Origin of the sequence: Streptomyces rishiriensis (assembly GCF_030815485.1) — a bacterium.
GTDB lineage: Bacteria > Actinomycetota > Actinomycetes > Streptomycetales > Streptomycetaceae > Streptomyces > Streptomyces rishiriensis_A.
This window is the reverse complement of record NZ_JAUSWV010000002.1, coordinates 777,941-801,796: the sequence shown is the minus strand read 5'-3', so window position 1 is coordinate 801,796 and position 23,856 is coordinate 777,941. Positions and strand designations below refer to the sequence as shown.

Here is a 23,856-nt window from a genome sequence, read left to right as displayed (position 1 = left end):
GGAGTTGTCGCGTGTGCGCTCATGTACTCGTCGCCGAGGACGACGCGATGCAGGCCGAACTCATCCGCCGCTCGCTGCTCGCCGAGGGGCACACCGCCACCGTCGTGCACGACGGCGCGGCCGCGCTGGACGCGGTGCGGCGCAACCGGCCCGACCTCGTGGTCCTCGACCTCATGCTGCCGGTCATCGACGGTTTCGGGGTGTGCCGGGTGCTGCGCCGCGACGACGACATCCCGGTCCTGATGCTGACCGCCCGGGCCGGCGAGGACGACGTGCTGCTCGGCCTGGAGCTGGGCGCCGACGACTACATGACCAAGCCGTACAGTCCGCGCGAGCTGATGGCCCGCATCCGTACCGTCCTGCGGCGCAGCGGACGGGCCGCCGCCGACAGAAGGGACGACCCCGTCGTCCGGGCCGCGGGGCTCGCAGTCGATCCCGAGCGGCACGAGGTGCGCTGCGCCGGCGAACCGGTGGAGTGCACGCCGGCCGAGTTCCAGATCCTGCTGGCCATGGCAGCCGAACCCGAACGGGTCTTCTCCCGGCGGCAGTTGCTCCAGTGCACCCGAGGGTTCGACCGGGCCTCGACCGAACGGGCGATCGACGTGCACATCATGAACCTGCGCCGGAAGATCGAGGCCGACCCGCGCAGGCCCGTACGGCTGCTGACGGTGTTCGGCGTCGGCTACAAGCTCAGCGGAGGTCACGCGTGAGCGCGGCCCGCACCCGCATACCGCTGCGCAAGCGCCTGCTGGTCCGGCTGCTGATCGCGTCCGTCCTGATCGCCGTGTGCTCGGTGGCCGCCACCGCCTGGCTCGCCGTCACCACCACCACCCGCGCGCTGCGGGAGGAACAGGGCCAGGCGCTCGCCGACGACATGGACATCCTCGCTCGGCTCAGCGGCTACGCGGCCACCCATCCGGGCTGGGCCGGCGTCGAGGCGACGGTCCGTGACCTGTCCGCGCGCACCGGCCGGCGCATCGCCCTGACCACCGCCGACCGCACACTCCTGGCGGACTCCGCGCCGCGCGGCACCTCCCTGCCGCCGCGTGCCGCCGCCACCGTCGACCCGCTGCGCACCGACACCTGGAGCGAGCCGGGCGCGCAGCTGAGCGGCACCGACCCGCGCGTGGTGGGCCCCTACCGGCTCACCGCGCTCGAACGCACGAAGCTCGACGCCGCGGCCCGGGCGCGGCAACGCTGCCTCGCCCGCTACGACGTCGACACGACCGTCACGCACACCCCGAGCGGGCGCCCGGTGGTCACCGCCACGGACTCGACCGCCGTCTCCGGTTACGCGTTCGACGAGTGCGGGGACGGGCAGCTCGACACGCCCGCGCCCACCGAGGAGAAGGCGCTGACCGCCCTCCAGAGCCGGGCAGGCGGCTGTCTGACGCGGGCCGGCCTCGATCCGGACATCCCCCTGCTGTTCGGCACGGGCGTCCCCGGCGCGTCCGGCCGGGCCCCGACCCTGGCGCCCGTGTTCGCCAAGGTGGTGGGCGGCGGTGACAGGAACGGCAAGGCGGCCCTGCGCGCCGCCCAGACCTGCTTCGAGACCGCGCGGCGCGGCCAGCTCGATCCGTACGTCGCCCCGGTCGCCGAGTTGTTCCTCGGTGTCGGGGACGACGGCCCGGCTCCGCGCTGGGTCATGTCCCCGGCCAACAAGGCGAAGGTGATCGGCGCGGCCGGGCTGGTACTGGCCGTGACCGTCGCCGTCACCGCCGTCGTCGCCACCCGCCTGGTGCGGCCGCTGCGCGCGCTGACCGAGGCCGCCCAACAGCCCCCGGAGCGGCACGCCCGCGTACCGGTCACGACACGCGACGAGACCGGGATCCTCGCGGAGGCCTTCAACGACCTCGCCGAACGCCGGGAGCGGCTGGAGGCCCAGCGAAAGGCCCTCGTCAGCGATGTGGCCCACGAACTGCGCAGCCCGCTCACCAACATCCGGGGATGGCTGGAGGTCACCCGGGACGGCCTGGTGGAGCCCGACACCGAGCTGCTCGGCGCCCTGCACGAGGAGGCCCTGCTCCTGCAGCGCGTCATCGACGACCTGCGCGACCTCGCGGCCGCCGACGCGGGCACCCTGCGGCTGCACCGCGAGCCGGTGCCCGCCGACGACCTGCTCGCCCAGGTCGCCGCCGCCCACCGGGTCGCCGCCGACACGGCCGGCGTGCGCCTGCGCACCGAGACCGAGGGGGCTCCCTGGCTGGACGCCGACCCGGTGCGGCTGCGGCAGGCACTCGGCAACCTCGTCACCAACGCGGTGCGTCACACCCCGCCCGACGGCACGGTCACCCTGACCGCACGGGGCGACGGCGCGCGCGTCGTCCTGGAGGTCGCCGACACCGGTACGGGCATCGCCCCGGAGGACCTGCCGCATGTCTTCGAGCGGTTCTGGCGGGCGGAGAAGTCACGCAGCCGCCGCACCGGCGGGAGCGGTCTGGGGCTGCCGATCGTCCGCCAGCTGACGGTCGCGCACGGCGGCACGGCGCAGGCGACGAGCACCTCGGGCGCGGGCAGCGTCTTCACCCTGCGGCTGCCCGCGGCGTCGGCCCCGAAAGACGCCTGAACCGGCAGCCCGAGGACACGGCGTCCGGCGAGAACACGGTGCCGTGCGGGAAGGCGAACGCCGGGTGCCGGCGGGAGGAGCGAACGCCGGGTGCCGGGCGGGGAGCGTTGATTCCCTTCGGCCGACGGGGGTACTTCGTCCGACCGAGGGCGTAGCCGCAGCACAGGAGAGGGAGGTCCACGCCATGAATCCGTCGGACGGCCTGCCGATCGCGCGATCCCTGACCGAACTGACCGAGCTGGTCGAGCGGCGGCGGAGGCTGTTCGTCCGCTGGTCCCGTGGTCCCGCCACGGACCTCGACCGGGTGTCCAGCACGGACGAGCTCACCGGCGTGTCCCTGCCCGGGCTGTCCGCCAACCCGCTCGACGTCGAGGAATGGTGGGAGGACCGGTCCCGCGAGCTGTGGGTGGCCCGGCGGCTGTACGACTACGCGCACCTGCCGCACGAGAAGGGCCCCGGTGTCCGCCCCTGGGTCCTGACGGGCCGGGAGGCGGGCCGGGGCCCGGACAACGAGCCGCTCGTGGTCGAGGTGCGGCCACTGGCCTGGATCGATTCCGCGGTGATCGAGGAGGCGCGGGCCGAGGTGCTCCGGCAGGAGGCCCGGTGGGGGCCGCTGCGCCGAACGGGCGGGTGAGGGGCCGCGGTCGGCCCCCCACCCGGGCCCCCGGTCACGAACTGCGTCGTGCCTTGATGCGCCGCTTCAGGGCGCGTCGTTCGTTCTCGCTCGTGCCGCCCCACACTCCCAGCGTCTGGTCGGTCTCCATGGCCCACTCCAGACACTGCTCCCGCACCGGACAGCGTCGGCAGACCGTCTTCGCCTGCTCCGTCTGGAGCAGGGCCGGACCGGAGGTACCGATCGGGAAGAAGAGGTCGGGGTCCTCGTGGCGGCACTCGGCGTGCTCTCGCCAGTCGTCCATCGAAGTCACCTGCGATCTCGTCGTACGTGCTTTCCGGATGAGTTGCTCACGACCGGGTCACCGCAGGGGCTGCGGTGAAACAGGCCGGGCCCGGAAAACGTTCACTGCTCGCGCTGCCCCCACGGGGAGCCGTACGCCGTGAGCAGGTCCAGGAACGGACGGGGAGGGAACGCCTCGGGGCCGAGGACGCCCGCGCCGGACCACGCGCCGGTGGTGAGGAGTTCGAGGGCGACCACGGGGTTGACGGCGGTCTGCCACACCACGGCCTGGCTGCCGTACTCGGCCATGGACCACTGGTTGTCGACCACGTGGTACAGGTACACCTCGCGCGGCGCGCCGTCCTTCACGCCCCGCACCCAGGTGCCCGCGCAGGTCTTGCCGTGCATCAACTCACCCAGCGTCGCCGGGTCGGGCAGACAGGCGGCCACGACGTCCCGGGGCGAGACGGACACCGGTCCCGACGCGCTCGGCACGGTCACGGGCGCGGTGCGGTCGAGGCCCAGGAGGTGCAGCGTCTTCAGGGTCTCGATGAACGCGTTGCCCAGGCCGTACTTGAAGGTGACCCGGCGCGCCTTCACCCAGCGCGGTACGAGCAGCACCTCCTCGTGCTCGACGTTCACGCACTCCACCGGCCCGATGCCCTCGGGGAAGTCGAACACCTCGGGCTCGCTGAAGGGCGCCGTGGTGAACCAGCCCCGGTCGGCCTCGTAGACCACCGGAGGGTTGAGGCATTCCTCGATGGTGGTCCAGATGTTGAAGGAGGGCGCGAAGTCGTGGCCCTCGACGGTGAGGTTCGCGCCGTCGCGGATGCCGATCTCCTCGATCTCGTCGAAGAGTTCGTCGGCGGCGTACCGGGCGAAGACGTCCGAGAGACCCGGTTCGACGCCCATGCCGACCAGTGCCAGGGCGCCCGCCGCGGCCCAGTCGCCGGCCTCGGCGAACTGCGCGTCGCCGAGCCGGACCCCGCACTCCTCGTAGGGCCGGTCCGGGTGCGGCCGTGACAGGGACATCGCCATGTCGACATAGGTGGCCCCGGTGGTGCGCGCCGCGCGGAACAGCGGCATCACGAAGCGCGGGTCGGTGGCGTTGAGCAGCACGTCGCAGCGGTGCCGGGCGAGCAGGTCGGCCACCGCCGCCTCGTCGCCGGCGTCGACGCGCTCGGCGTGGAAGCGGTCGTCGCCGTCGAGCGCGGCGACGGCTGCGTCGGCACGGGCGGGATCGTAGTCGGCGACCACCAGCGCCTCGAAGAACGAGCGGCGGGCGGCGATCCGGGTGATGGCGGTGCCCACACCGCCGGCGCCCACGAGCAGGACACGCATGACGAGAACTCCCTCGGCTGATACGGCGAACGAAGGTGTGCGAAAGGGGGGCCCGAGAGCGATACAACGCCGTGCTCCCGTATAAGGTCAATGGTGTTGGCATAAGGGCGCCCGAGTCCGGGACATGGGCCGAGACCCGGACCGAGGACCGAGGACCGAAACCCGGGACCGAGGCGCGCAGAGCACGGACGCAGGTTGAGGGACGAGAGGGACGAGAAGGGACGGGGGACCGTGGCCAAGCCGGTCGTACCCGAGGAGAAGCGGCGTCGTCGCCGGCCCACCCGGAGCGGTACCGTGCTGTCCGAGCGGCTGATCGTCGAGGCGGCGCTGCGCCTGCTGCGCGAGCACGGCAGCGCCGGCCTTTCCGCCCGACGTCTCGGCATCGCCCTCGACTGCGACCCCAGCACCCTCTACCGGTACTTCCGCGGCATGGACGAGCTGACCCTGGCCATCGGTGACGCGCTCGTCGGCGAGGCACTGCGCGGGTGGCGGCCGACGGGGGAGTGGCGCACGGATCTGCACACCGTCGGGCTGCGCATCCACGCCGCCTACGTCGCCCACCCGCAGGCCGCCCAGCTCACCGCGAGCCGGGTGACCGGCCGGGCCAACGAACTCGCCGCCGACGAGGCCGTCCTGGACGTCCTGCGCACCGCCGGGTTCCCGCTGGCGGACACCGTGCGGATCTACCACGCCTTCATCGACCAGACGCTGGCCTTTGCCGCCCTGGACGCCGCGTCCCTCGCCCTGCCCCGCGCCGCGCAGCGCGCCGATGACGCGGTGTGGCGTTCGACGTACGCGCGGCTGCCCGCCGAGACCCATCCCCGGATCGCCGAGGCGGCCCCGCTGCTGTCGGCCCGTATGGTGACCAGCGCCTATCCGACGGCACTGGGGATGCTGCTGGACAGCGCGCAGGCGACGCTGGCCCGGCTCGGCTCCCGAGTGCCTCCGCTCAGCTCCTGAGAGTCTCGGCCGCCGTCGCGGTCACCGCGTCCGCCACCGCCGCCAGCGCCGGGGAGTCCAGCTTCCACTGCTGCCAGTACAGCGGGACGTCCACCGGGTGCGCGGGAGCGAGGGACACGAGGCGGCCGGAGCGCAGCAGCGGGCCGGCCTGCACCTCGGGCACCATGCCCCAGCCCAGGCCGGCGACCACGGCGGCGACGAATCCCTCCGAGGTCGGCACGGCCTGTCGTACCGGACCGGCGCCGTCGGCGCCCCGGCGCAGCCCGCGCACGAACGCGTCCTGGAGGTCGTCGCTCCGGTCGAAGGTCAGCACGGGCGCCCGGCCGAGGGTCTCGTGCAGCGGCCCGTCGCCCAGGTGGCGGTCGGCGAAGTCCGGGGTGGCGGCGGCCAGGTAGCGCATGGTGCCCAGGGCCCGCACGGAGCAGCCGGTCACGGCCTCGGGCGACGAGGTCACCGCGGCCATCACGAGCCCCTCCCGCAGGAGTTCCGCCGTGCGGGTCTCGTCCTCGCGGTGCAGTTCGAAGCAGAACTGCGGCTCCCGCGGCACCCGGGTCAGGGCCGGCAGGAACCAGGTGGCGAGCGAGTCCGCGTTGACCGCGACCGTCACCCGGGCCGGCTCGCCCTCGCCGCTCATGCCCAGCTCGGACCGCGCGTCGCGCTCGAGCCGGGCCAGCTGGCGGGCGAACCGGACGACGATCTCGCCCGACTCCGTGGGCCGCACCGGCTTGGTGCGCAGCAGCAGGACCCGGCCCGTGCGCTGCTCCAGTGCCTTGACGCGCTGGCTGACCGCCGACGGCGTCACGTGCAGGGCGGCGGCGGCCGCGTCGAAGGTGCCCTCGTCGACCACCGCGAGCAGGGTGCGCACCTGATCGAGCGGGAGGTCCGTCATCATCCGGTCATCACGACAGCTAATGATACGTAAGAATCTTTAGCTGTACGGGCGGTGATCGCTTCCCTAGCGTGGACGGCATGTCCCACACCCTCACCGCCGCGGCCGCCGGGTTCGGCACCGGGCTCTCGCTCATCGTCGCCATCGGCGCCCAGAACGCGTTCGTCCTGCGCCAGGGCATCCGCCGTGACGCCGTCCTCGCCGTCGTCGGGATCTGCGCCCTGTCCGACGCGCTGCTCATCGCCCTGGGTGTGGGCGGGGTGGGCGCCCTGGTGGTCGCCTGGCCCGGGGCGCTGACCGCGGTCGGCTGGATCGGCGGTCTGTTCCTGCTCTGCTACGGGGCTCTGGCCGCCCGGCGGGCACTCCGGCCCGCGGGTGCGCTGGCGGCCGAGGGTGAGAGCACGGGCTCCCTGCGCCGGGCCGTGCTGACCTGTCTGGCGCTGACCTGGCTCAACCCGCACGTCTACCTCGACACGGTCTTCCTGCTGGGTTCCGTCGCCGCCGACCGTGGCCCGCTGCGCTGGACCTTCGGTCTCGGCGCGGCCTTCGCCAGCCTGTGCTGGTTCGCCGCGCTGGGCTTCGGCGCCCGGCTGCTCGGCCGGTTCCTGACCAGGCCGGCCGCCTGGCGCGTCCTGGACGGGCTCGTCGCCGCCACGATGATCGTCCTCGGCGTGACGCTCGTCGTCGGGGCCTGATCAGCCGCACGCTCAGGCGCGGTCCGGAATCTGGGATCCCGTGTCCACGCGCGGTGCGAGCACAGCTGTTGCTGGGATAGTGACCTCCGAACCAGAAAGATGTATCGAGCAACCAGGAAACGCGTGGACACGAGCGAGAGCAGCACCGCAGCCGAGGCCGAGGAGGCCGACCCGAGTCCGCAGGACCGGCCCCGGCGCGGCTGGCGCCGCTGGGCGATGGACACCCGGCCGCTGCGCCGGCCGGCCTACCGGCGGCTGTGGTCCTCGACCATCGTCACGGCCGTGGGCAGCCAGCTCACCGCCGTCGCGGTGCCCAAGCAGATCTACGACATCACCGGCTCCTCCGCCTGGGTCGGCTACGCGAGCCTCGCCGGCCTGGCGCCGATGGTGCTGTTCGCGCTGTGGGGCGGCGCGGTCGCCGACACCGTCGACCGGCGCAAGCTGCTGCTGGTCACCAACAGCGGTATCGCCGTCACCTCGGTGCTGTTCTGGCTCCAGGCGGCGTCCGGACTCGACTCGGTGGCCGTGCTGATGGTGCTGCTCGCCACCCAGCAGGCGTTCTTCGGGCTCAACGCGCCCGCCCGCAACGCCTCCATCGCCCGCCTGGTCCCGGCGGGCGAACTCGCCGCCGCCAACGCCCTCGGCTCGACCGTCATGCAGACCGGTCTGGTCGCCGGACCGCTGCTCGCGGGTTCCCTGATCCCCGTCATCGGGCTGCCCGAGCTGTACCTCCTCGACGCCGTCGCGCTGTGCGTGACGCTGTGGGCCGTGGCCCGGCTGCCCGCGCTGCCGCCCCTGGCGAGCGCCACCGCCCGGCGCGCCGGTGTGCGGGAGGTCGCGGAGGGCTTCCGTTACATCTCCCGGCACAAGGTCCTGCTGCTCTCCTTCCTCGCCGACGTGATCGCCATGGTCCTCGGCATGCCCCGCGCCCTGTTCCCGCAGCTCGCCGCCGAGACGTACGCCCCCTACGGCGAGGGGCTCGCCCTCGGTCTGCTGTTCGCGGCGATCCCCGTCGGCGCGGTGCTGGGCGGACTGTTCTCCGGCACGTTCTCGCGGGCGCGCCGGCACGGCTGGATGGTCATCGGGGCGGTCGTCGCCTGGGGTGCGGCGATCGCCGGGTTCGGACTGAGCGGCAGCCTGTGGCTCGCCCTGGTGTTCCTGGTCTGTGCCGGCGTCGCCGACATGGTCTCCATGGTCTTCCGCGGGGCGATCCTGCTGTCCGCCGCCACCGACGAGATGCGCGGCCGCATGCAGGGCGTCTTCACGGTCGTCGTCGCGGGCGGCCCCCGGCTCGCCGACGCCCTGCACGGCACGGCGGGCGCGGCCTTCGGGCCCCGGGTCGCGGTCGCGGGCGGCGGCCTGCTGGTCGTCACGTCGATGCTGGGCCTGGCGGTCGCCGTGCCCGCGCTGCGCCGGTACCGCGTCTGAGAGGGGCGCGGGGACTACAGCACCCCGCGCCGGTGTGTGCCGTACTGCTCCATGAGCTTGCCCCGGGTCGTCTCCAGCCGGTGCGCGAGGATCTCGGCCACGATCCGTATCAGCGACATCCCGAGCGCCGGATCCTCGTCGCACAGTGCCAGCACCGGCCGCGCCTCGAACTCGTAGGCGCGCACCGGGCTGAACGCCTCCGCGCCGAAGTCCCACCGGTACGGCGGGAACATCCACGACCAGCCCAGCAGGTCGCCGGCGCCGAGGCTCGCGACGGTGACCCGCCGCAGGGACGTCACCTGCTGGACGAGTGAGACCGCGCCGGAGCGGATGACCCAGAAGCGGTCGGCGGTGCCGCCCGCGTCGAAGATCCTGGCGTCCTCCGGGAAGGACACCTCGCGGGCCAGCGTCATCAGGCGCTGACGCTGGGGCGGGGGAAGAGCGGTCAGCAGTTTGGTCGCTTTGGTCATGGCCCGGAGCTCCTCGCCGACGATCGGTGGGGTTCCTTCCCCTTCCCATTTCAGCCGCTGCCGACGCCCCGGGCACCTCGACGGCCCGTACTTTCCGCAGGAGGGCCACGAGGGCATGGAAAAGCCCTGGCTGGACGGGGGAGGCCAGCCAGGGCAGCAAAGGGTGGTGCACGGAGGAGGAGTGACTGCGACCCCGCTCACCAGGTATGAATGAACCGTAAACCATTCGCGGAGATTTTGTGACACCGCAACCCGGTCAAGTGACCTGTTTCACTCAGCGCTCCGCGTCCTGGGCGACGACCCGGATCGTCCGCAGTTGCGGATCGCTCGGATCGGGCAGGTTCATACCCGCCGCCAGGCCGGTGCTCAGATAGCGCAGCACGGGCTCGGTGAGTCGTTCTCCGGGCAGGACGGCCGGGATACCCGGCGGGTACGGCGTGATCATCTCGGCGGCGATCCGCCCGGCGGCCCGGTCCAGCGCCACGTTCTCGGCGGGTCCGAAGAACGCGTCCCGGGGCAGCAGCCCCTGCGCCATGCGCAGTTCGGCAGGGGTCGGCACCTCGATCCGCGGAGCCGGGGCCAGATCGGGCGCGGCGTCCACGAGGTCCTTGAGGGCGGCGAGCAGCTCTCCGGTCGTTTCGCGGTCGTCGCCGTGGGTCAACTGCGCGCCGATGCGCCGGTGGTCGGACAGGTGCATGTCCACGGCCTGGTGCTCGCGCAGCCAGTCCGCGGCCTGGAAGCCGGAGATCCCGAGCCCCTGGACGTCGATCACCACGGGCAGGGGATCGAAGTCGTCGGCGAGCCCCGGGCCGCAGAAGTCCTCCCGGCCCTCGACGTGCAGCCCGTCGATCTCCTCGATCGCGGACCGCACCTCCCGCGCCAGCGCGAGAGTCGCGCCGAGCAACTCCTCGCCGTGCAGCGCCATCTGGCGGCGCCAGCCGTCGAGTCCGGCGTACAGCAGCACCGAAGGGCTCGTCGTGCCCAGCAGATCCGCGCGCATGTTCAGCAGTTCCGGCGTGACGTACTCGCCCTGGAGATGGAACACCGACCCCTGCTCCAGGCCGCTGCCCATCTTGTGGATGCTGGTCACACAGATGTCGGCGCCCGCGTCCATCGCCCAGGACGGCAGGTCCGGATGGAAGGGCAGGTGCGCTCCCCAGGCCTCGTCCACGATGAGCGGCACCGAGCGGCGGTGGCAGGCGTCGGCGATCCCCCGCAGGTCGGCGCAGGCGCCGTACGGGGTGGGACTGGTGACCAGAGCGCCCTTCGCCTCGGGGTGGATCTCGAGGGCCCTCTCGAACTCGGCGGCCGACGGCGGATGCGCCAGCCGCCGCTCGGCGTCCCAGCGCGGCTCGACCCACACGGGCTCGATTCCGGAGAGGATCAGTCCCGACACCACCGACTTGTGCGCGTCCCGCCCGATCAGCAGCTTCTCGTGCGGCCCGGCCACGGACAGCATGGCCGCCTTGACGGACAGGGAACTCCCGCACGTCGAGAAGAAGGTGTGCTCGGCGTGGACGGCGTCCGCCATCAGCTCCTCGGCCCGCTTCAGCACCCGGCCCCGGGTGAGCCGGTCGTCGAGACCGCCCGACGCCAGCACATCGCCGAGGAAGACCGCGTCCCCCAGCACCGCCCGTACCTCGGGATCGGCGCCGCGGGCCTGCTTGTGTCCCGGCGGGGTGAACGACAACCGGCCTTGGCGGCGGTAGTCGACAAGGGCTTCGAGAACGGGGGCGCGTGCGTGGTCGGCTGCCATGCCGTCGCGGGTGCCCGCGGCGGCCGCCGCCAACCCGAGCGGCGCCCCGGTCAGAGCGGCTCGGCGCTCCGGCCGGGCGTCACGATCTCGTCCAGCACCCTGAGCACGGCTTCGTAGGCGAGCCCCCGTGTCCGGGCGTCCCGCACGTCCTGCGTGCGTTCCGCGTCCGTCCGGTCGAGGTCCTCGCTCCGGGCCCGCCAGGACAGCAGTTCCTCGTGGGCGCAGGCCCTGGCCCGCTGTATGCGCCGCAGCAGTTCGTCCGAGTCCACCACATCTGTCATCTCGTTCGCGTACCCGGATCCGGCGGGGCGAATGCTCCTCGTCCGGGAGGTTTGGCCGTCGCAGGCGGGGCCAGCCGGTTAGGAGACGAACGCACCGTCCGGTGGCGGAGAGCGCCGGTGCCTCACGGACGCCGAACCCACCGCCCAGGTGCGGTCGGCCGATCGACGGTCCACCGCCGGTCGGCAGGCCGGCTTGAGCCGTCCGACCATTCGGGACCAGCCAGGGGAGCGAAGGGATGTCTACGAACGACTCGACCGACCGTGGGAACACGCAGGACTGCGTCCACGGGCGCGCAGGACAGGAGCAGTGCCGCCCGGCCGACGTCCGCAGCGCCGTCCGGCAGGCGGTGACCGGACGCTGCGGGACCCTGGGCTGCCGGTACGACGAGGACGGACTGTCGGACGCCCTGCTCGTCGCCTCGGAGCTGACGGCCAACGCCATCCTGCACGGCGGCGGCATCACCGCATTCGACGTCGACATGGCGGGGCCGGCCGTGTGCGTCTCCGTCAGCGACCGCAGTGACCGGCTGCCGGTCACCGCCGCACCGGTCGACGAACAGGGGCGACAGCGCGCCGGCGGTCGCGGCTGGTCGATCGTCTGCCGGCTGGCCCGCGACGTCAGGGTGGCCTGTCTGCCCTCCGGCGGTAAGCGCATCACCGCCGTCGTCCCCGTGTTCTGACCCCCGCGCCGACCGGCCCGGGACGCCGGCCGCGACCCTGCGAACGCCTTTCGCGCAGACGGAGTTTGTTCCTCCGGGGGTAGGGCAGACGGAGGTTCGTGCTTCGGACCGGAGGCGCGCCGACGGGAGCGGGCTGTCCGCTCCGGGGCGCTCCACGCGTTCCGGACGGCCGGCTTTCTCCGTCGCCAGTCCCTGAAACCACCGTTCAGGAGAGCGATACCGCATGCCTATCGACATGTCGACAAGCCAGTCTTCCGCATCCGCCCCCTCCACCGCGCAGTTGCGCCGCACGCACGCCGACGCCCCCGACACCATGGGCCGGTTCGCCCTGCTGGTCACCCTGGAGGAAGGCCCCGAGCGGGACGCCGTTCGCGACGAGCTGGTCACCGCCTGGCTGCCCATGGCCCACCGCATCGCCGGTCGCTTCCGCGACCGCGGTGAGGCGATCGAGGACCTGCGGCAGGTCGCGGCGCTGGGGCTGGTCAAGGCCGTCGACCGTTTCGACCCCGAGCGCGGGGCGTTCGAGAGCTACGCCGTGCCCACCATCACCGGGGAGATCAAGCGGCACTTCAGGGACCGGATGTGGGCGCTGCGCGTGCCCCGCCGGGTACAGGAACTGCGCAACAAGGTGCGCGTGGCCCGCCGGGAGCTCACCCAGAACCCCGGGGCGGCCGAGCCCTCGGTGGCCGACATCGCCACCCACACCGGGCTCACCGAGGACGAGGTGAGCGCCGGCCTGGAGGCACTGGAGAGCTTCAGCACCCTCTCGCTGGACGCCGAGACCTCGGGCGGGGACGACGGCTACAGCCTCGCCGACACCCTGGGCGACTCCGATACCTCCTTCGACGTCGTGGTCGACCGCGAGTCCGCCAAAGAAGGCCTGCGCCGGCTGCCGGAGCGCGAGCGCGCCATCCTCTACATGCGGTTCTTCGAGGACATGACACAGAGCAGGATCGCCGACCGACTGGGCATCTCCCAGATGCACGTGTCCCGGCTCATCAGCCGCAGCTGCGAACGGGTACGCCAGGAAGCGCTGCGCTGACGGCACGACACACACGCTGACGGCACGACACACATCCCCTTGCGAACGGAGAGAAGCAGACCGATGCTGATGCCGCACCCCGCTGTCCTGCGCAGACTCGTCGACGAATACGAAGCGCTGACGCGGCCCGGATCCACCGCGCAGCCACCACAGGCACAGGCGCAGGCGCGTGATCTCGCCTACACGCTGTGCGTGTCCACCGGCACCCGCGACGTGAGGCACGCCCTGGAGACGGCACATCAATGGCTCGAGGCGGCGTCGGCCGCCGACGCCGCGATACGACCGCAGACGGGCAAAGAACCACAGGTGTACGCCTGACGGGCGGGGTGGACGGGAGGGATCCCGGGTCCACCCCGTCGCTGTTTTCGGGGGGCCGGTGGTTGGGCCGCTCCGGCCCTGCGCGGCCGCGAGCCGGTGGCGCACCGGCGGTGCCTCACCGCCCCTCGACGCGGCCCAGGGGCGCCGGACGCGTGTGTACCGCGAGACCCGGGGCATCCGGACCCGCAGGAAACGGGGAGATTCGGGGAGGGTTGCATGGACACGAGTGCTCTGGCGCGTAACGGCCGGATCGAGGTGGAGCGGGCGGCACGGGGCTCGGTGACGAAGGGCGCCGCCAAGGCGGGGCTCGCCGCGCGAGGCGTGATCTATCTGCTGGTCGGACTGCTGGCGCTGCAGATCGCCTTCGGCGACGGCAGGCAGCAGGCGGACCGCCAGGGGGCTCTGGAGGAGATCTCCCACAAGCCGTTCGGCGCGGTCCTGCTGTGGGCACTGGGCATCGGACTCGTCGGCATGGCGCTGTGGCGGCTGTCGGAGGTCGTCTTCGGCGGCGCCGGCGCCGACGGGTGCAGCGCCAAGAAGCGGCTGCTCGCCCTCGGGCGGTGCGCCTTCTACTCCTTCGTCGCCTACTCCGTGCTGGCCTTCGCCGCCGGCTCCGGCAGCGGCGGCGGTTCCGGCGACGAACAGTCCCGGGACGTCACCGCCCGGGCGCTCGAGCTGCCCGCGGGCCAGTGGATAGTCGGCGCGGGAGGCGCCGGGATCATCGTCGCGGGCGTGTGGATCGGCGCCCGCGCCGTCATGCGTTCCTACCGCAAGCACCTCCGGCTGGGGGAGATGTCCCCGCGCATGCGGCGGCTGGTGGACATCACCGGTGTGGGCGGCGGCGCCGCCCGAGGTGTGGTGTTCGCCGCCGCGGGAGCCTTCGCCGTACGGGCCGCCGTCGAGTACCAGCCGGACGAGGCCAAGGGGCTCGACGACACCCTGCGCTCCTTCGCCGGCACGCCCGTCGGTCCGGGCCTCCTGGCCTGCGTCGCGGCCGGACTCGTCCTCTTCGGACTGTTCTCGTTCGCCATGGCCCGCTGGCGCAAGGTCTGACGTCCGGATGCGTGGGAACACGGACCAGATGAACGAATCAGAGTTCCCGCGCGACGGACGGCCCGTGGACATGTACCTCGACCTTCTGCGCGTCCGCATGGACAGCGAGGACTACCAGCTGCTGCTGAAGGTCGTCGCACCCGCGCTGCGCGCCCTCGAGGAACAGCCACCCGAGAGTCTCGACTTCGCCCTCGACCCGCAGGACACCCAGCAACTGCCTCAGGAGATCCGCGACGAGGCCGCCCTGGTCATCGCCACCGCCGTCACCGGCCGGCTGGACAACCAGCTGGTGGAGATAGACGTCGACGGAAGCGGCCCGGTCCGGGTGGTCACCGACGCGGGCACCGCGTCCGACCCCACCCGCCTCGCCGAGATCGCCGGCTGCATCCGCCAGCGGCACCAGGACACCGAGGAGCTGCGGGGCATCGCCGCCGCGAGTGACATGTCCACGGACTTCTGACCGTGGACGGAACCCGTCGTCACTTCGGCGGCGGAGCCACCGGTACCGCGAGCGGCCGGGCCAGGCCGACCACCGCTTCGTCCAGGCGCTGCAAGTGCCGCAGGACGCGGGTCGGTCACCCGGCCGTAGCGTGGCGTTCCCGGCCCGTCGGGCGTCAGCAGCGAGGCGATGCTCGGCCCGGTCAGCACCTCGGCGGTGCTCCGCCCGCCCGCCACGCGCGCGGCGATCGCCCCGATGTTGTGCCGGATGCGCTGCCCGGCCCGGCGCAGCGCCGGGTCCGCCACGATCGACCGCTGTGTCGGCAGCAGCTCCGCCGTGGCCGCCAGGGCCCGCGCGTGGTACGCACAGGTCTCGAGCAGCGCGACGACGTACCGGGCCGTGTCCCGCCGGGTCCGCAACGGCGTGACCGGGTGCGTCAGGGGCTGCGTGGCAGCCCGCAGATCGGCCAGTGCCTGGTCCAGATCACGGGCCCGGTCCAGCAGCTCGGCCGGGGGACCGCCGCTCAGCTGCTCCACAGCCGCCTCGGTGACGTCGGTCAGCCGGTCCAGCACGGTCGCCAGCAGCTCGTTCGTACGCCGGTCCGTGTGCACCGGCAGCACCAGCGCCGCCGCGAAGATCCCGCAGGCCGCCCCCAGCGCGGTCTCCTCCACCCGCAGCACCAGCACCGACATGCTGTAGGTGTGCAGCAGCGTGTACAGCACGCCCAGCGCGGCCGTCACGAAGAAGGACATCAGCGTGTACGACAGCGGCGCCGTGTAGAACATGGCGAACACACACAGCAGCACCACGGCGAACGCCGTCCACGTGTGGTGCCCCACCAGTCCCGCCAGCAGGATGCCGGCCACCACCCCGAGCACGGTGCCCAGCAGCCGCCGCGAGCCCTTGACCAGGATCTCCCCGGTGGACGCGGTGTTGATGAACACGATCCAGCAGGTCAGCACCGCCCAGTACCAGCGGTGCGAGGAGAGCAGCTCGCCGCCGACGATGGCCAGCGACGACCCGACCGCGACCTGCACGGCGGCCCGGGTGGTCGGCCGCCGCAGTCCCGTCTCCTTCCCGGCCGCGGCGGAGTCCTCGTCCCCTTCGCCCCCGCCGATCGCCGCGTCCTCCGCGTCCAGCTCCTCGCGCGAGCGCGCCGTCTCGGGACTGTCCTCGGACTCGTCCTGCGGGCCGTCCAGCGCGACCCGCAGCCCCAGCACCGCGCGCGCCGTCTCACCGACGCCCCGGAAGACGTCCTGGACGGCGGGCGACGCCTTGGGCAGGTTCTCCTCGTCCCGGTAGCCGAGCAGCCGGTTGCGGACGTGAGCGGTGGCCGCGCCCTCCGCGACGGGAATCCGCACCAGCAGCCGCAGCGCCCCCAGATCACGGCGCAGGGCGGCGAGAGCCTCGTCCCGGACCGGGAGATGACCGCCCTCCGGCAGCGGCGCACCCGGCAGGTGCAGGGTCAGCGTGTCGGCCCGTTCGACGCTGCGGGCGGTCAGCAGGAGCAGCCCGAGCCGCTCGGCGGCGATCTCGGCGTCGGCGATCCGGCGCTGGACCAGCCGGGCGGTCGCCTCGTCCGGAGTGCCCTCGTCCAGCCGGCCCTGGATCATCATCGCCGTCTCGTGCAGCCGGGCGGTGCCCTCGCGCACATGGGCCAGCGCCTTCTCCACGTCGTCCGGACCCGCGTCGAGAAGATCGAGCTGGGCGGCCAGCAACTGTGCGAGCCGCGCCCGGAAGGCCTCGCGCAGGCGCTGGAGGATACCGGTCGGCGTCTGTGGCACCAGCACGAAGCGCGCCAGCGCGCTGCACACGAAGGCGACGGCCAGCACCGCCCAGTACTCCGGGAGAGCCGATCCGGTGACCCCGACGAACAGGGACAGGAAGTAGACCTGGAAGCCGACCAGTCCGAGCGCCGTCCCCCGGTCGCCGAACCGGCGGCCGTAGACCGCGCAGAAGATCAACGCCACGAAGAAGACGTCACCGGCCACCGTCCGGGAGCTGAGCAGCGCCGCCAGCGACATCGAGGCGAACGCCACCGGCAGGCCCAGCGCGAGCGTGACGGCCTGCCGGTCGCGCTGCTTCTCCCGGATCGCGAACGTGGCGACCATCGCTGCGATGGCGCCCGCCACCAGGTGCGAGACGTCCGACCCCATGAGCGAGAGCACGGCCAGCGTGAGGGCGATCGCACCGACCGTGCGCAGCCCGGCCGCCAGACGCAGCAGCCCGGGGTCGGACGCCGCGATCCGATCCCGCCACCGTGCCCCGAACGACCGTGCCGCCGCCCTCACGCCGCCGTACTCTCTCCCACGTCCGGAAATCAGGCGCTCTCCGACCCGGTCCCCTCGATCTGCGCCCGCACCTGCTCGGGCGTCAGATAGCTGTCCGTGTACTCGAAGTCCTTCAGCTTCGCCGCCCGGCGCGCCTGGAAGCCGGTGCGCACGAAATCGTCGCCCGCGACCGCGTTGAGCGTCCAGTTGGTCAGCACCCGTGCCTTGGCCACCCCCGTGCGCAGCGCCGACCAGTGGTAGCCGCGGGCCACCGCCTGCGCGGGCAGCCCCCGCAGCTCGATGCCGAGCGGCTTGGAGACGGCGTCGGTGCCGCCGAGGTCGACGACCAGACCGAGGTCCTTGTGCACGTACGGCCGCATCGGCCGGCCACGCAGCGCCGCGATGACGTTGTCGGCGACGACCTTGCCCTGCCGCATCGCGTGCTGCGCCGTGGGCGGGCAGACAGCGCCCTCCTCGCCCTTGGCCTCGTCGGGTACCGCGGCGGCGTCCCCGAGCGCGAACACCCCGTCCTCACCGGGCAGGTTCATCTCCGCGGTGATGGCGAGCCGCCCGCGGACCGTCTCCGCGCCGAGGGTCGCGATCAGCGGGCTGGCGACCACTCCCGCCGTCCAGATCAGGGTCCGGGTCGGGATCACCCGTCCGTCGGTGAAGGTGACCTCCTCCGGGCCCGCCTTGGCGATGGACACGCCCAGCGAGATGTCGACGCCCCGCTTGCGCAGCACCTCCTGCGCGCTGCGGCCGAGCTTGTCGCCGAGCTCGGGCATCAGCTTCGGCGCGATGTCGATCAGATGCCACTTGATCAGGCTCGGGTCCAGGTTCGGATAACGCTTGACCGCGTTGTGGGTGAGGAGTTGCAGACAGGCGGCGGTCTCGGTGCCGGCATAGCCGCCGCCGACGACCACGAACTGCAGCCGCGAGGTCCGCTCGGCGGGGTCGCGGCTGGCGTCGGCGAGGTCGAGCTGGCTGATGACGTGGTCGCGGATGTACGCGGCCTCCGCGAGGGTCTTCATCCCGAAGGCGTGCTCGGTCAGCCCCGGGATGTCGAAGGTGCGGGTCACGCTGCCGGGAGCGAGCACGATGTAGTCGTAGGGCTCGTTGACGATCTCGTCGGTGATGGTCCGGATGACGCAGACCTTCGACTTGAGGTCCACGCCGATGGCGCCGCCCGGAATGATCCGGGTGCGGTACTTCTTGCTGCGGCGCAGCGAAACGGCGATCGACTGGGGCGTCAGCACCCCCGAGGCGACCTGCGGCAGTAGCGGCAGATAGAGCTGGTAGGCGAACGGCGTCACCAGAGTGACGTCGGCCTCCGCGGCCGAGAGGGCGCGTTCCAGCCGTCGAACGCACTCCACTCCCGCGAAGCCCGCGCCCACCACCAGGATCCTGGGTCGTGTCACGATGTCCATCCCTTTCTGCGGCTCCAGGCGGTCTGCCCGACGTCATGCGCGTGCCCCGCCCGCGGGCGTCTCGCACCTCGTCGATCCCACCGCGCCCGGACTGGTTCCGCCAGCCGGGCGAGGCATGCAGACGAACGTTTCTCCTGAGGTCACCGACGTACCCCCCGAAGGGCCTGTGTACGCCCGTTGCCTTCGGGTAGGCCGACGTACATGACAATCGCGGAGGCCGGAGGATAGTGGCGGTGTGGTGCGCGGACGGCTCCGACGACGGCCGGTGGGAGAGCCGTCGGACACAGGCCGGGCAACTCGCCGAAGCGGTGGAGAGCCTGGTGGCCTGCTGGATCACGGCCGCTGAGGAGACCAGACCCCGGCTGCCCGCCCGGCAGTTGCTGGCGCTGCGCACGGTGCTCAGCCGCCCGGAACTCAATATGACGGCCCTGGCCGAGCACCTGGGCGTCGGGCTGCCCACCGCGAGCCGCCTCTGCGACCGGCTCGAGGCCGCCGGGCTCCTGGAGCGGACCGTGCAGCCCAGTGACCGGCGCGAGGTGCAGCTCGTGGTGACCGTCTACGGACAACGCCTCCTCGCCGACGTCGCCGAGCGGCGCGTACGGCGCCTCGCGTCCGTCTTCGAGGCGATGACCCCGTCCGAGCGCACCGCGCTGGAACACGGGCTCACCGGATTCCATCAGGCGCACACGTCGAACCGGGGCCCCGGCGAGCCGCTGGACCGCTGACCGCTTCTCAGGACCCGGGCCGGGGGCGACCGGCGACGTGACCGCCGGCGGGGCGGCCGGTGTCAGATGCCACCGTCGATGTGGCACAGCAGCAGGCAGACGTCGTCGTCCCGCTCGGAGTCGCTCAGCATCGGGTCCAGGATGCGCTCCGCCGCGCCGTCCAGGTCCGCGTCCAGCTCCTCGCCACCGAACGCGCCGAGCGCCGCCGACAGCCGCTCGATGCCCGGGTCTATGCCCTGGGCCCGTCTCTCGACCAGCCCGTCGGTATAGAGCGCCAGGGTGGAGCCCGGCTCCAGCGGCACCGTGTGGTCGGAGATCTCCTGGTGCAGCGGGATGCCGAGCATGGCCCCCGGCTTGGCGTCCAGGGTGCGCACCCGCCCGTCCGGGTCGCGCAGCACCGGCGGCGGATGACCCGCCGCCGCCCATGTCAGCACCGGCTCGTCCGGCTGGAAGCGGGCGATCACGGCGGTCGCGTACAGGTCGGGCTGCAGATGGTGCAGGAAGGTGTGCAGCCGGGTCAGCAGCTCGCCGGGGCTGCCGCCGTCCACGGCGTAGGCGCGCAGCGCGGTGCGCAGCTGGCTCATCATCACCGCCGCGTGCAGGCCGTGCCCCGTCACGTCGCCGATGACGGTGATCAGGCTGCCGTCGGGCTGCCGGAACGCGTCGTACCAGTCGCCGCCGATGTTCAGCCCGTACGTCGCCGGCAGGTAACGGGCCGCCAGCCGCAGGCCGGGGGTGGTCGGCAGATCGGTCAGCAGGGCGCGCTGGAGGGTCTCGGCGATGTCCCGGTTGTGCTCGAAGCGGCGGGCGTTGTCCAGCGCGCCGCCGGCCCGCCGGGTGAGCTCCACGAGCATGACGGCGTCGTCCGGGTTCCAGCGCTCGCCGGGCGGGGTCAGCGTCACGACGCCCAGCGGCGCGCTGCGGGTCGGCAGCGGCACGCACAGCAGGGGCCGGCCGGGGTGCAGCGCCGACGGCGGCTGGTCGTCCACGCCGGGCAGACCGCCGGGCCGCGCGGCCGCGTACTGCGGGCGGCCGGTGCGGGCCGCGATCACGGCGGCCGCCGGGCGCGGAACGGACGGCGCCCGCTCGTCCTCGGCGTCGAAGAGCCAGACGTCGGCCGTGCGGGCGTACTCGGGCACCAGCAACTCGGGCAGCAGGCGGGCGATCTCCTCGTGGTTCAGGGAAGCCGTCAGCGCCGCGCTGGCGTCGGCGAGGAACGTCAGCCTGCGCCGGGCGTCCTCCGCCTCCCGGCGCGCCGCGCGTTCGGCCGCGAAGGCCTCGCGCTGCGCCCGTCCGGCGGCGTCCAGCTCGGCGTGCAGCGCCAGCACTCCCTGGTTGGTCTGGTGCAGCTCGTCCCGGTGGAAGGCGACGAGCTCCTCCTGCTCGGCCAGTCGCTCCAGCACCAGGGCGGTGTCCTCGTCGGCCCCGAGCAGGGCCTCCGGAAGCGCTGTCGCGTCCCCTGCCACCGCTTCGCTGACGGGGCCGGCGGCCGGTTCCGGACAGAGCGCCGTGACGGACCACGGGCGCTCGCCGTCGGCGGCTGCGGGGGAGACCTCGACCCGCAGCGAGCCGTCGGCGACCGTCAGGACGCAGAACCACAGGCCGCCCTTGTTCAGACACTGGCGCAGCCGCGCGCTGAGGCCGGCGGCCAGCCGGGTGCGTTCCAGCGGCGGTACACCGTACGCGGCGGCCACCCGGGCGGTGGTGATCCGCGCGCGTGCCGCGTCGCTGACGGTGGTGATCGGCCAGGTGTGGTTCATGGGCCATCCGGCGGCGTGGGGGACAGGACGGCCACGGCGGTGTCGTCACGCACCGGGCGGGCGGAACTGCCGGCGTCGCGGACCGTCACGGCGGCGGTGACCGCGGGGTCGCAGGACAGCAGGCGGGGGTCGGCCGGGGGCGCCCAGCGGCTGGGCAGCCCGTCGCTGTGCAGGACGAGCAGGCGGTCCGGGGCCCAGACCGCCTCGGACTCGGGCAGGGTCGTGGGCCGGTGGGCGCCCACTATGCCGGGCCGGGACAGCAGATGGCGCCAGGAGTCGCCCTCGCGCAGCCGCGCCCCCACATTGCCGACGCCGGCGAACAGCAGCCGTCCGGTCCGCAGATCGAGCTGGGCCACCGCGACCGCGGCGCCCCTCGTGCCGCGCAGCGCGTCGTCGAGCCGGCGCAGCAGCGCGGCCGGCGGCAGGTGGGGCGAGCGCCGCACTTCGTGCACGGCCGTGGTCGAGGCGCGGGCGGCCTCGGGTCCGTGGCCCAGCCCGTCGGCCAGCATCAGGGTCAGCCGGTCGCCCTCCCGGACGCAGGTCCAGGCGTCCCCGGAGCACGCCGCGCCCCTGAAGGGGATGTTGACGCCACCGACCCGCGCGGCGAACGGGGCGGACGCGCCGTCCGGAGCGCCGGCCCCGGCCCGGGCGGAGGACTGCTCACGGCGGCCGCGGGTGCGGGCCGGGCCGCCGATCCGGGCCAGCGCGACCGTCCCGCGGCCCGGGACGCTGTGCAGGCCGAAGTCGTCGGCGAGCCGTCGGCAGGTGCCGAGGCCGGCGCCCAGGGAGCCCGCCGTGGAGAACCCGTCGCCCAGGGCGGCGGGCACGTCGGACATGCCCGGCCCGTGGTCGATCGTCGTGACCTGCACCAACAGGCCTCCCGCCCGTCCGCTCGGCGGGACGACCGCCTCCACCAGGAGCTGTCCGCCGCGCGCGTGCTTGAGCAGGTTGGTCGCCAGCTCGGTCGCCACCAGGGCGGCGTCGGCGGTGCGCGACCCGTCCAGACCCGCCAGCGCCGCCGCCTGCTCCGCGGCCACCCGCGCGTCACGCACCCGCGTCGAGTCGTGCACCGGGACGTCCCACACCTGGGTCATCGTGGCTCCTCACGCTGCCGCGGCGGGCGGACCGCCCAGGAGGTCACCGTGACCGTGGTGCCGACGCCGGGGGTGCTGTCCAGGGAGAAGTCGTGCACCAGACGGCGCGCCCCGCCCAGGCCGAGTCCCAGACCGCCGCCGGAGGTGTAGCCGTCGCTCAGGGCCTGCTCCAGGTCGGCGATGCCCGGCCCCCGGTCCGAGAACGTCAGGCGCAGCCCCTGGGCCCGCCCGTCGCCGACGTGTTCCGCCGCCATCTCGCCGCCGCCGCCGTACACCAGGGTGTTGCGGGCCAGTTCGCTGGCCGCGGTCACCAGCTTGGTCTGGTCCACCAGACCGAAGCCGAGCGCGGCGGCGGCCCGGCGCACATGCTGGCGCACCCACACCAGGTCCAGGTCCGAGCGGATCGGCAGGCGGGCCTCGACGCCCGCGACCGTCCCGCTCACCGCGGCTCCCGGCGCGGGCCGCCCGGAACCGCGACGGAGAGCAGGTCGAGGGCCGCCTCGGTGCTGAGCGCGGTCCGCAGTCCCGGCAGCGAGAGCCCCAGCTCCACCAGCGTGATCGCCACCGCGGGGCGCATGCCGGCCACCACGGTCTGCGCGGCCAGCAGCCGTGAACTCGCCGCGATCTCGGCGAGGACACGCCCCAGGAAGGAATCGACGATCTCCACCCCGGAGATGTCGATGACCACGCCGGTCACCCGGCTGCGGACGATCTGCTCGGCGATGTCCTGCTGGAGCTGCTCCGCCGTACCGTCGTGCAGATCGCCCTGGAGGGTGATCAGCAGGACGTCGCCGAGCCGGAGCACCGGCACGTGCGCGCCCGAGTGGGAGGGGTCGTGGTTCACCGGGAACCCGCGCTGCCGGGCGTCGCGAGCACGATGTCGGCGCCCAGCCGGTTCAGGGCGTAGGCCAGGGCGTCGGCGAGGCTCGACCGGGTGACCACGGTGCCCAGGTCCAGGCCGAGGTGCACGATGGTCTGCGCGATGGCGGGCCGGATGCCGGAGACGACGCACTCCGCGCCCATCAGCCGGACGGCCGCGACCGTCTTCATCAGGTGCTGGGCCACCAGCGAGTCGACCATCGGCACACCGGTGATGTCCAGGATCGCGAAACGGGCCTGCTGATCGACGACCGACTCCAGCAGTGTCTCCATCACGACCTGACTGCGGGCGCTGTCGAGCGTCCCGATGAGCGGTACGGCGACGATGCCGTCCCACAGCCGGATGACGGGGGTGGCGGCCTCCAGCAGCTCCAGCTGCTGCCGGTCGATGAGAGCCTGGCCCTCGCTCAGCGAGGTCTCCAGGACCACCAGCCGCAGGGTGCCCATGAGCACGGTCAGCACGGTCGTGCACTCCCTGAGGTGCTCGGGCGTCGCCTCGGGCAGATCGGCGACCAGCAGGTCCACGGCGGGCGGGCGCAGGCCGTCCACCTCGGTGGACACCTGACCCGAGGTGAGCCCGAAGCGGGCGCGGGAGGCCACCATCCTGGCCAGCTGTTCCCGTACCGCGGTGAATCCGGCCGCGTCCGTGTCGGCCACGAGGCCGGTCTCGGCCACCTGGGCGAGCGCGTCGACGACGACCCGGCCCGCCTCCACCGCCTCGTCCCGCGAGACGGCGAACACCGTGCGGAACAGGGGTTCGTCGGCCCAGCGTTGGGCGATCTGCTCGCGGCGGCGGTGCAGGAACCTCCCGACGTCACTCGTCGGTGTGGTCTGCTCTGCGGCCGTTTCGTGCTCCGGCACCCGGTTCTCTCCTTGTCCTGGTCGGTT

24 protein-coding genes and 1 pseudogene are annotated in these 23,856 nt (G+C 73.2%); 12 read left to right on the top strand and 13 right to left on the bottom strand.

All coding sequences use genetic code 11. The features are described from left to right. Positions 1-11 precede the first annotated feature (11 nt). The 3 genes from QF030_RS05930 (at position 12) to QF030_RS05920 (ending at position 3,200) form a co-directional block, all read left to right on the top strand. On the top strand, positions 12-710 hold the full coding sequence (locus QF030_RS05930; protein WP_307161585.1) for a response regulator transcription factor: 699 nt from the start codon (positions 12-14) through the stop codon (positions 708-710). After that, entirely contained in the window at positions 707-2,566 is a 1,860-nt protein-coding gene (locus QF030_RS05925; RefSeq protein ID WP_307161584.1) for a sensor histidine kinase, read from the top strand. The genes QF030_RS05930 and QF030_RS05925 overlap by 4 nt, the downstream gene beginning before the upstream one ends. 184 nt (positions 2,567-2,750) lie before the next feature. Next, positions 2,751-3,200 carry a DUF6098 family protein gene (locus QF030_RS05920; RefSeq protein ID WP_307161583.1) on the top strand — a complete coding sequence of 150 codons (450 nt, stop codon included), beginning with the start codon at positions 2,751-2,753 and terminating at the stop codon, positions 3,198-3,200. A gap of 34 nt (positions 3,201-3,234) precedes the next feature. On the opposite strand, the gene QF030_RS05915 is transcribed toward QF030_RS05920, so the two are convergent. Further along, on the bottom strand, positions 3,235-3,483 hold the full coding sequence (locus QF030_RS05915) for a WhiB family transcriptional regulator (RefSeq protein WP_307161582.1): 249 nt from the start codon (positions 3,481-3,483) through the stop codon (positions 3,235-3,237). A gap of 101 nt (positions 3,484-3,584) precedes the next feature. Beyond that, complete coding sequence (locus QF030_RS05910; RefSeq protein WP_307161581.1) at positions 3,585-4,802, bottom strand: saccharopine dehydrogenase family protein; 1,218 nt, start codon at positions 4,800-4,802, stop codon at positions 3,585-3,587. Positions 4,803-5,033: 231 nt separating this feature from the next. On the opposite strand from QF030_RS05910, the gene QF030_RS05905 reads away from it, so the two are divergent. Then, positions 5,034-5,762, top strand: coding sequence for a TetR/AcrR family transcriptional regulator (locus QF030_RS05905; protein WP_307161580.1), 729 nt, complete (start codon positions 5,034-5,036; stop codon positions 5,760-5,762). On the opposite strand, the gene QF030_RS05900 is transcribed toward QF030_RS05905, so the two are convergent. Further along, positions 5,752-6,654, bottom strand: a complete 903-nt coding sequence (locus tag QF030_RS05900) for a LysR family transcriptional regulator ArgP (protein WP_307161579.1) — start codon at positions 6,652-6,654, stop codon at positions 5,752-5,754. The two genes, QF030_RS05905 and QF030_RS05900, sit on opposite strands and share 11 nt — an antisense overlap. 77 nt (positions 6,655-6,731) lie before the next feature. Between QF030_RS05900 and QF030_RS05895 the strand changes: the two genes are divergently transcribed. Then, a complete protein-coding gene (locus QF030_RS05895) occupies positions 6,732-7,346 on the top strand; it encodes a LysE/ArgO family amino acid transporter (RefSeq protein ID WP_307161578.1) in 615 nt (204 codons plus the stop codon). 123 nt (positions 7,347-7,469) lie between these two features. Next, positions 7,470-8,774, top strand: a complete 1,305-nt coding sequence (locus QF030_RS05890) for an MFS transporter (protein ID WP_307161577.1) — start codon at positions 7,470-7,472, stop codon at positions 8,772-8,774. A gap of 14 nt (positions 8,775-8,788) precedes the next feature. Here the strand turns inward: QF030_RS05890 and QF030_RS05885 are convergent, their stop codons facing one another. The 3 genes from QF030_RS05885 to QF030_RS05875 all read right to left on the bottom strand — a co-directional run bounded on the left by QF030_RS05885 (position 8,789) and on the right by QF030_RS05875 (position 11,281). After that, complete coding sequence (locus tag QF030_RS05885) at positions 8,789-9,244, bottom strand: cyclic nucleotide-binding domain-containing protein (protein ID WP_307161576.1); 456 nt, start codon at positions 9,242-9,244, stop codon at positions 8,789-8,791. A gap of 274 nt (positions 9,245-9,518) precedes the next feature. After that, positions 9,519-11,000, bottom strand: a complete 1,482-nt coding sequence (locus tag QF030_RS05880) for an aminotransferase class I/II-fold pyridoxal phosphate-dependent enzyme (protein WP_307161575.1) — start codon at positions 10,998-11,000, stop codon at positions 9,519-9,521. A gap of 50 nt (positions 11,001-11,050) precedes the next feature. Further along, the gene (locus QF030_RS05875) at positions 11,051-11,281 is read right to left on the bottom strand and encodes a hypothetical protein (RefSeq protein WP_307161574.1); all 231 of its coding nucleotides are present in this window, start codon (positions 11,279-11,281) and stop codon (positions 11,051-11,053) included. Between the two features lie 236 nt (positions 11,282-11,517). Between QF030_RS05875 and QF030_RS05870 the strand changes: the two genes are divergently transcribed. The 5 genes from QF030_RS05870 to QF030_RS05850 all read left to right on the top strand — a co-directional run bounded on the left by QF030_RS05870 (position 11,518) and on the right by QF030_RS05850 (position 14,834). Continuing rightward, positions 11,518-11,961, top strand: coding sequence for an ATP-binding protein (locus QF030_RS05870; RefSeq protein ID WP_307161573.1), 444 nt, complete (start codon positions 11,518-11,520; stop codon positions 11,959-11,961). A gap of 223 nt (positions 11,962-12,184) precedes the next feature. Next, positions 12,185-13,003: a SigB/SigF/SigG family RNA polymerase sigma factor gene (locus QF030_RS05865; RefSeq protein ID WP_307161572.1), complete on the top strand. Its 819-nt coding sequence runs from the start codon at positions 12,185-12,187 to the stop codon at positions 13,001-13,003. A gap of 63 nt (positions 13,004-13,066) precedes the next feature. Continuing rightward, positions 13,067-13,321 (top strand): DUF5133 domain-containing protein, encoded by a 255-nt coding sequence (locus tag QF030_RS05860; RefSeq protein ID WP_307161571.1) that lies wholly within the window; start codon positions 13,067-13,069, stop codon positions 13,319-13,321. 216 nt (positions 13,322-13,537) lie between these two features. Next, positions 13,538-14,374, top strand: coding sequence for a DUF1206 domain-containing protein (locus tag QF030_RS05855; protein ID WP_307161570.1), 837 nt, complete (start codon positions 13,538-13,540; stop codon positions 14,372-14,374). A gap of 28 nt (positions 14,375-14,402) precedes the next feature. After that, on the top strand, positions 14,403-14,834 hold the full coding sequence (locus QF030_RS05850) for a hypothetical protein (RefSeq protein WP_307161569.1): 432 nt from the start codon (positions 14,403-14,405) through the stop codon (positions 14,832-14,834). Between the two features lie 19 nt (positions 14,835-14,853). Here QF030_RS05850 and QF030_RS05845 read toward each other — a convergent pair. After that, positions 14,854-17,104 (bottom strand): annotated as a pseudogene (locus tag QF030_RS05845) (FUSC family protein). Between the two features lie 29 nt (positions 17,105-17,133). Next, positions 17,134-18,510, bottom strand: coding sequence for an NAD(P)/FAD-dependent oxidoreductase (locus QF030_RS05840; RefSeq protein ID WP_307161568.1), 1,377 nt, complete (start codon positions 18,508-18,510; stop codon positions 17,134-17,136). 233 nt (positions 18,511-18,743) lie between these two features. Here QF030_RS05840 and QF030_RS05835 point away from each other — a divergent pair, with 233 nt between their 5' ends. Further along, complete coding sequence (locus tag QF030_RS05835) at positions 18,744-19,235, top strand: MarR family winged helix-turn-helix transcriptional regulator (protein WP_307161567.1); 492 nt, start codon at positions 18,744-18,746, stop codon at positions 19,233-19,235. A gap of 62 nt (positions 19,236-19,297) precedes the next feature. On the opposite strand, the gene QF030_RS05830 is transcribed toward QF030_RS05835, so the two are convergent. Genes QF030_RS05830 through QF030_RS05810 form a run of 5 tightly spaced genes read right to left on the bottom strand, consistent with a single transcriptional unit; the run spans position 19,298 to position 23,829 of the window. Then, positions 19,298-20,995, bottom strand: a complete 1,698-nt coding sequence (locus tag QF030_RS05830; RefSeq protein WP_307161566.1) for a PP2C family protein-serine/threonine phosphatase — start codon at positions 20,993-20,995, stop codon at positions 19,298-19,300. Continuing rightward, positions 20,992-22,089, bottom strand: coding sequence for an ATP-binding SpoIIE family protein phosphatase (locus QF030_RS05825; protein ID WP_307161565.1), 1,098 nt, complete (start codon positions 22,087-22,089; stop codon positions 20,992-20,994). The genes QF030_RS05830 and QF030_RS05825 overlap by 4 nt, the downstream gene beginning before the upstream one ends. Then, positions 22,086-22,532, bottom strand: coding sequence for an anti-sigma regulatory factor (locus QF030_RS05820; protein WP_307161564.1), 447 nt, complete (start codon positions 22,530-22,532; stop codon positions 22,086-22,088). Before QF030_RS05820 ends, QF030_RS05825 begins: the two co-directional genes overlap by 4 nt. Then, complete coding sequence (locus QF030_RS05815; RefSeq protein WP_307161563.1) at positions 22,529-22,933, bottom strand: STAS domain-containing protein; 405 nt, start codon at positions 22,931-22,933, stop codon at positions 22,529-22,531. The genes QF030_RS05820 and QF030_RS05815 overlap by 4 nt, the downstream gene beginning before the upstream one ends. Further along, positions 22,930-23,829, bottom strand: a complete 900-nt coding sequence (locus QF030_RS05810) for an STAS domain-containing protein (protein ID WP_307161562.1) — start codon at positions 23,827-23,829, stop codon at positions 22,930-22,932. Before QF030_RS05810 ends, QF030_RS05815 begins: the two co-directional genes overlap by 4 nt. Between the last annotated feature and the right edge of the window lie 27 nt (positions 23,830-23,856).

What these genes read in the sequence shown, in the direction of transcription:
- QF030_RS05825 (WP_307161565.1), bottom strand. Translation starts at nt 22,089, where the DNA reads ATGACCCAGGTGTGGGACGTCCCGGTGCACGACTCGACGCGGGTGCGT.
- QF030_RS05875 (WP_307161574.1), bottom strand. Translation starts at nt 11,281, where the DNA reads ATGACAGATGTGGTGGACTCGGACGAACTGCTGCGGCGCATACAGCGG.
- QF030_RS05855 (WP_307161570.1), top strand. Translation starts at nt 13,538, where the DNA reads ATGGACACGAGTGCTCTGGCGCGTAACGGCCGGATCGAGGTGGAGCGG.
- QF030_RS05865 (WP_307161572.1), top strand. Translation starts at nt 12,185, where the DNA reads ATGCCTATCGACATGTCGACAAGCCAGTCTTCCGCATCCGCCCCCTCC.
- QF030_RS05850 (WP_307161569.1), top strand. Translation starts at nt 14,403, where the DNA reads ATGAACGAATCAGAGTTCCCGCGCGACGGACGGCCCGTGGACATGTAC.
- QF030_RS05860 (WP_307161571.1), top strand. Translation starts at nt 13,067, where the DNA reads ATGCTGATGCCGCACCCCGCTGTCCTGCGCAGACTCGTCGACGAATAC.
- QF030_RS05830 (WP_307161566.1), bottom strand. Translation starts at nt 20,995, where the DNA reads ATGAACCACACCTGGCCGATCACCACCGTCAGCGACGCGGCACGCGCG.
- QF030_RS05840 (WP_307161568.1), bottom strand. Translation starts at nt 18,510, where the DNA reads ATGGACATCGTGACACGACCCAGGATCCTGGTGGTGGGCGCGGGCTTC.
- QF030_RS05885 (WP_307161576.1), bottom strand. Translation starts at nt 9,244, where the DNA reads ATGACCAAAGCGACCAAACTGCTGACCGCTCTTCCCCCGCCCCAGCGT.
- QF030_RS05900 (WP_307161579.1), bottom strand. Translation starts at nt 6,654, where the DNA reads ATGATGACGGACCTCCCGCTCGATCAGGTGCGCACCCTGCTCGCGGTG.
- QF030_RS05910 (WP_307161581.1), bottom strand. Translation starts at nt 4,802, where the DNA reads ATGCGTGTCCTGCTCGTGGGCGCCGGCGGTGTGGGCACCGCCATCACC.
- QF030_RS05920 (WP_307161583.1), top strand. Translation starts at nt 2,751, where the DNA reads ATGAATCCGTCGGACGGCCTGCCGATCGCGCGATCCCTGACCGAACTG.
- QF030_RS05915 (WP_307161582.1), bottom strand. Translation starts at nt 3,483, where the DNA reads ATGGACGACTGGCGAGAGCACGCCGAGTGCCGCCACGAGGACCCCGAC.
- QF030_RS05880 (WP_307161575.1), bottom strand. Translation starts at nt 11,000, where the DNA reads ATGGCAGCCGACCACGCACGCGCCCCCGTTCTCGAAGCCCTTGTCGAC.
- QF030_RS05895 (WP_307161578.1), top strand. Translation starts at nt 6,732, where the DNA reads ATGTCCCACACCCTCACCGCCGCGGCCGCCGGGTTCGGCACCGGGCTC.
- QF030_RS05870 (WP_307161573.1), top strand. Translation starts at nt 11,518, where the DNA reads ATGTCTACGAACGACTCGACCGACCGTGGGAACACGCAGGACTGCGTC.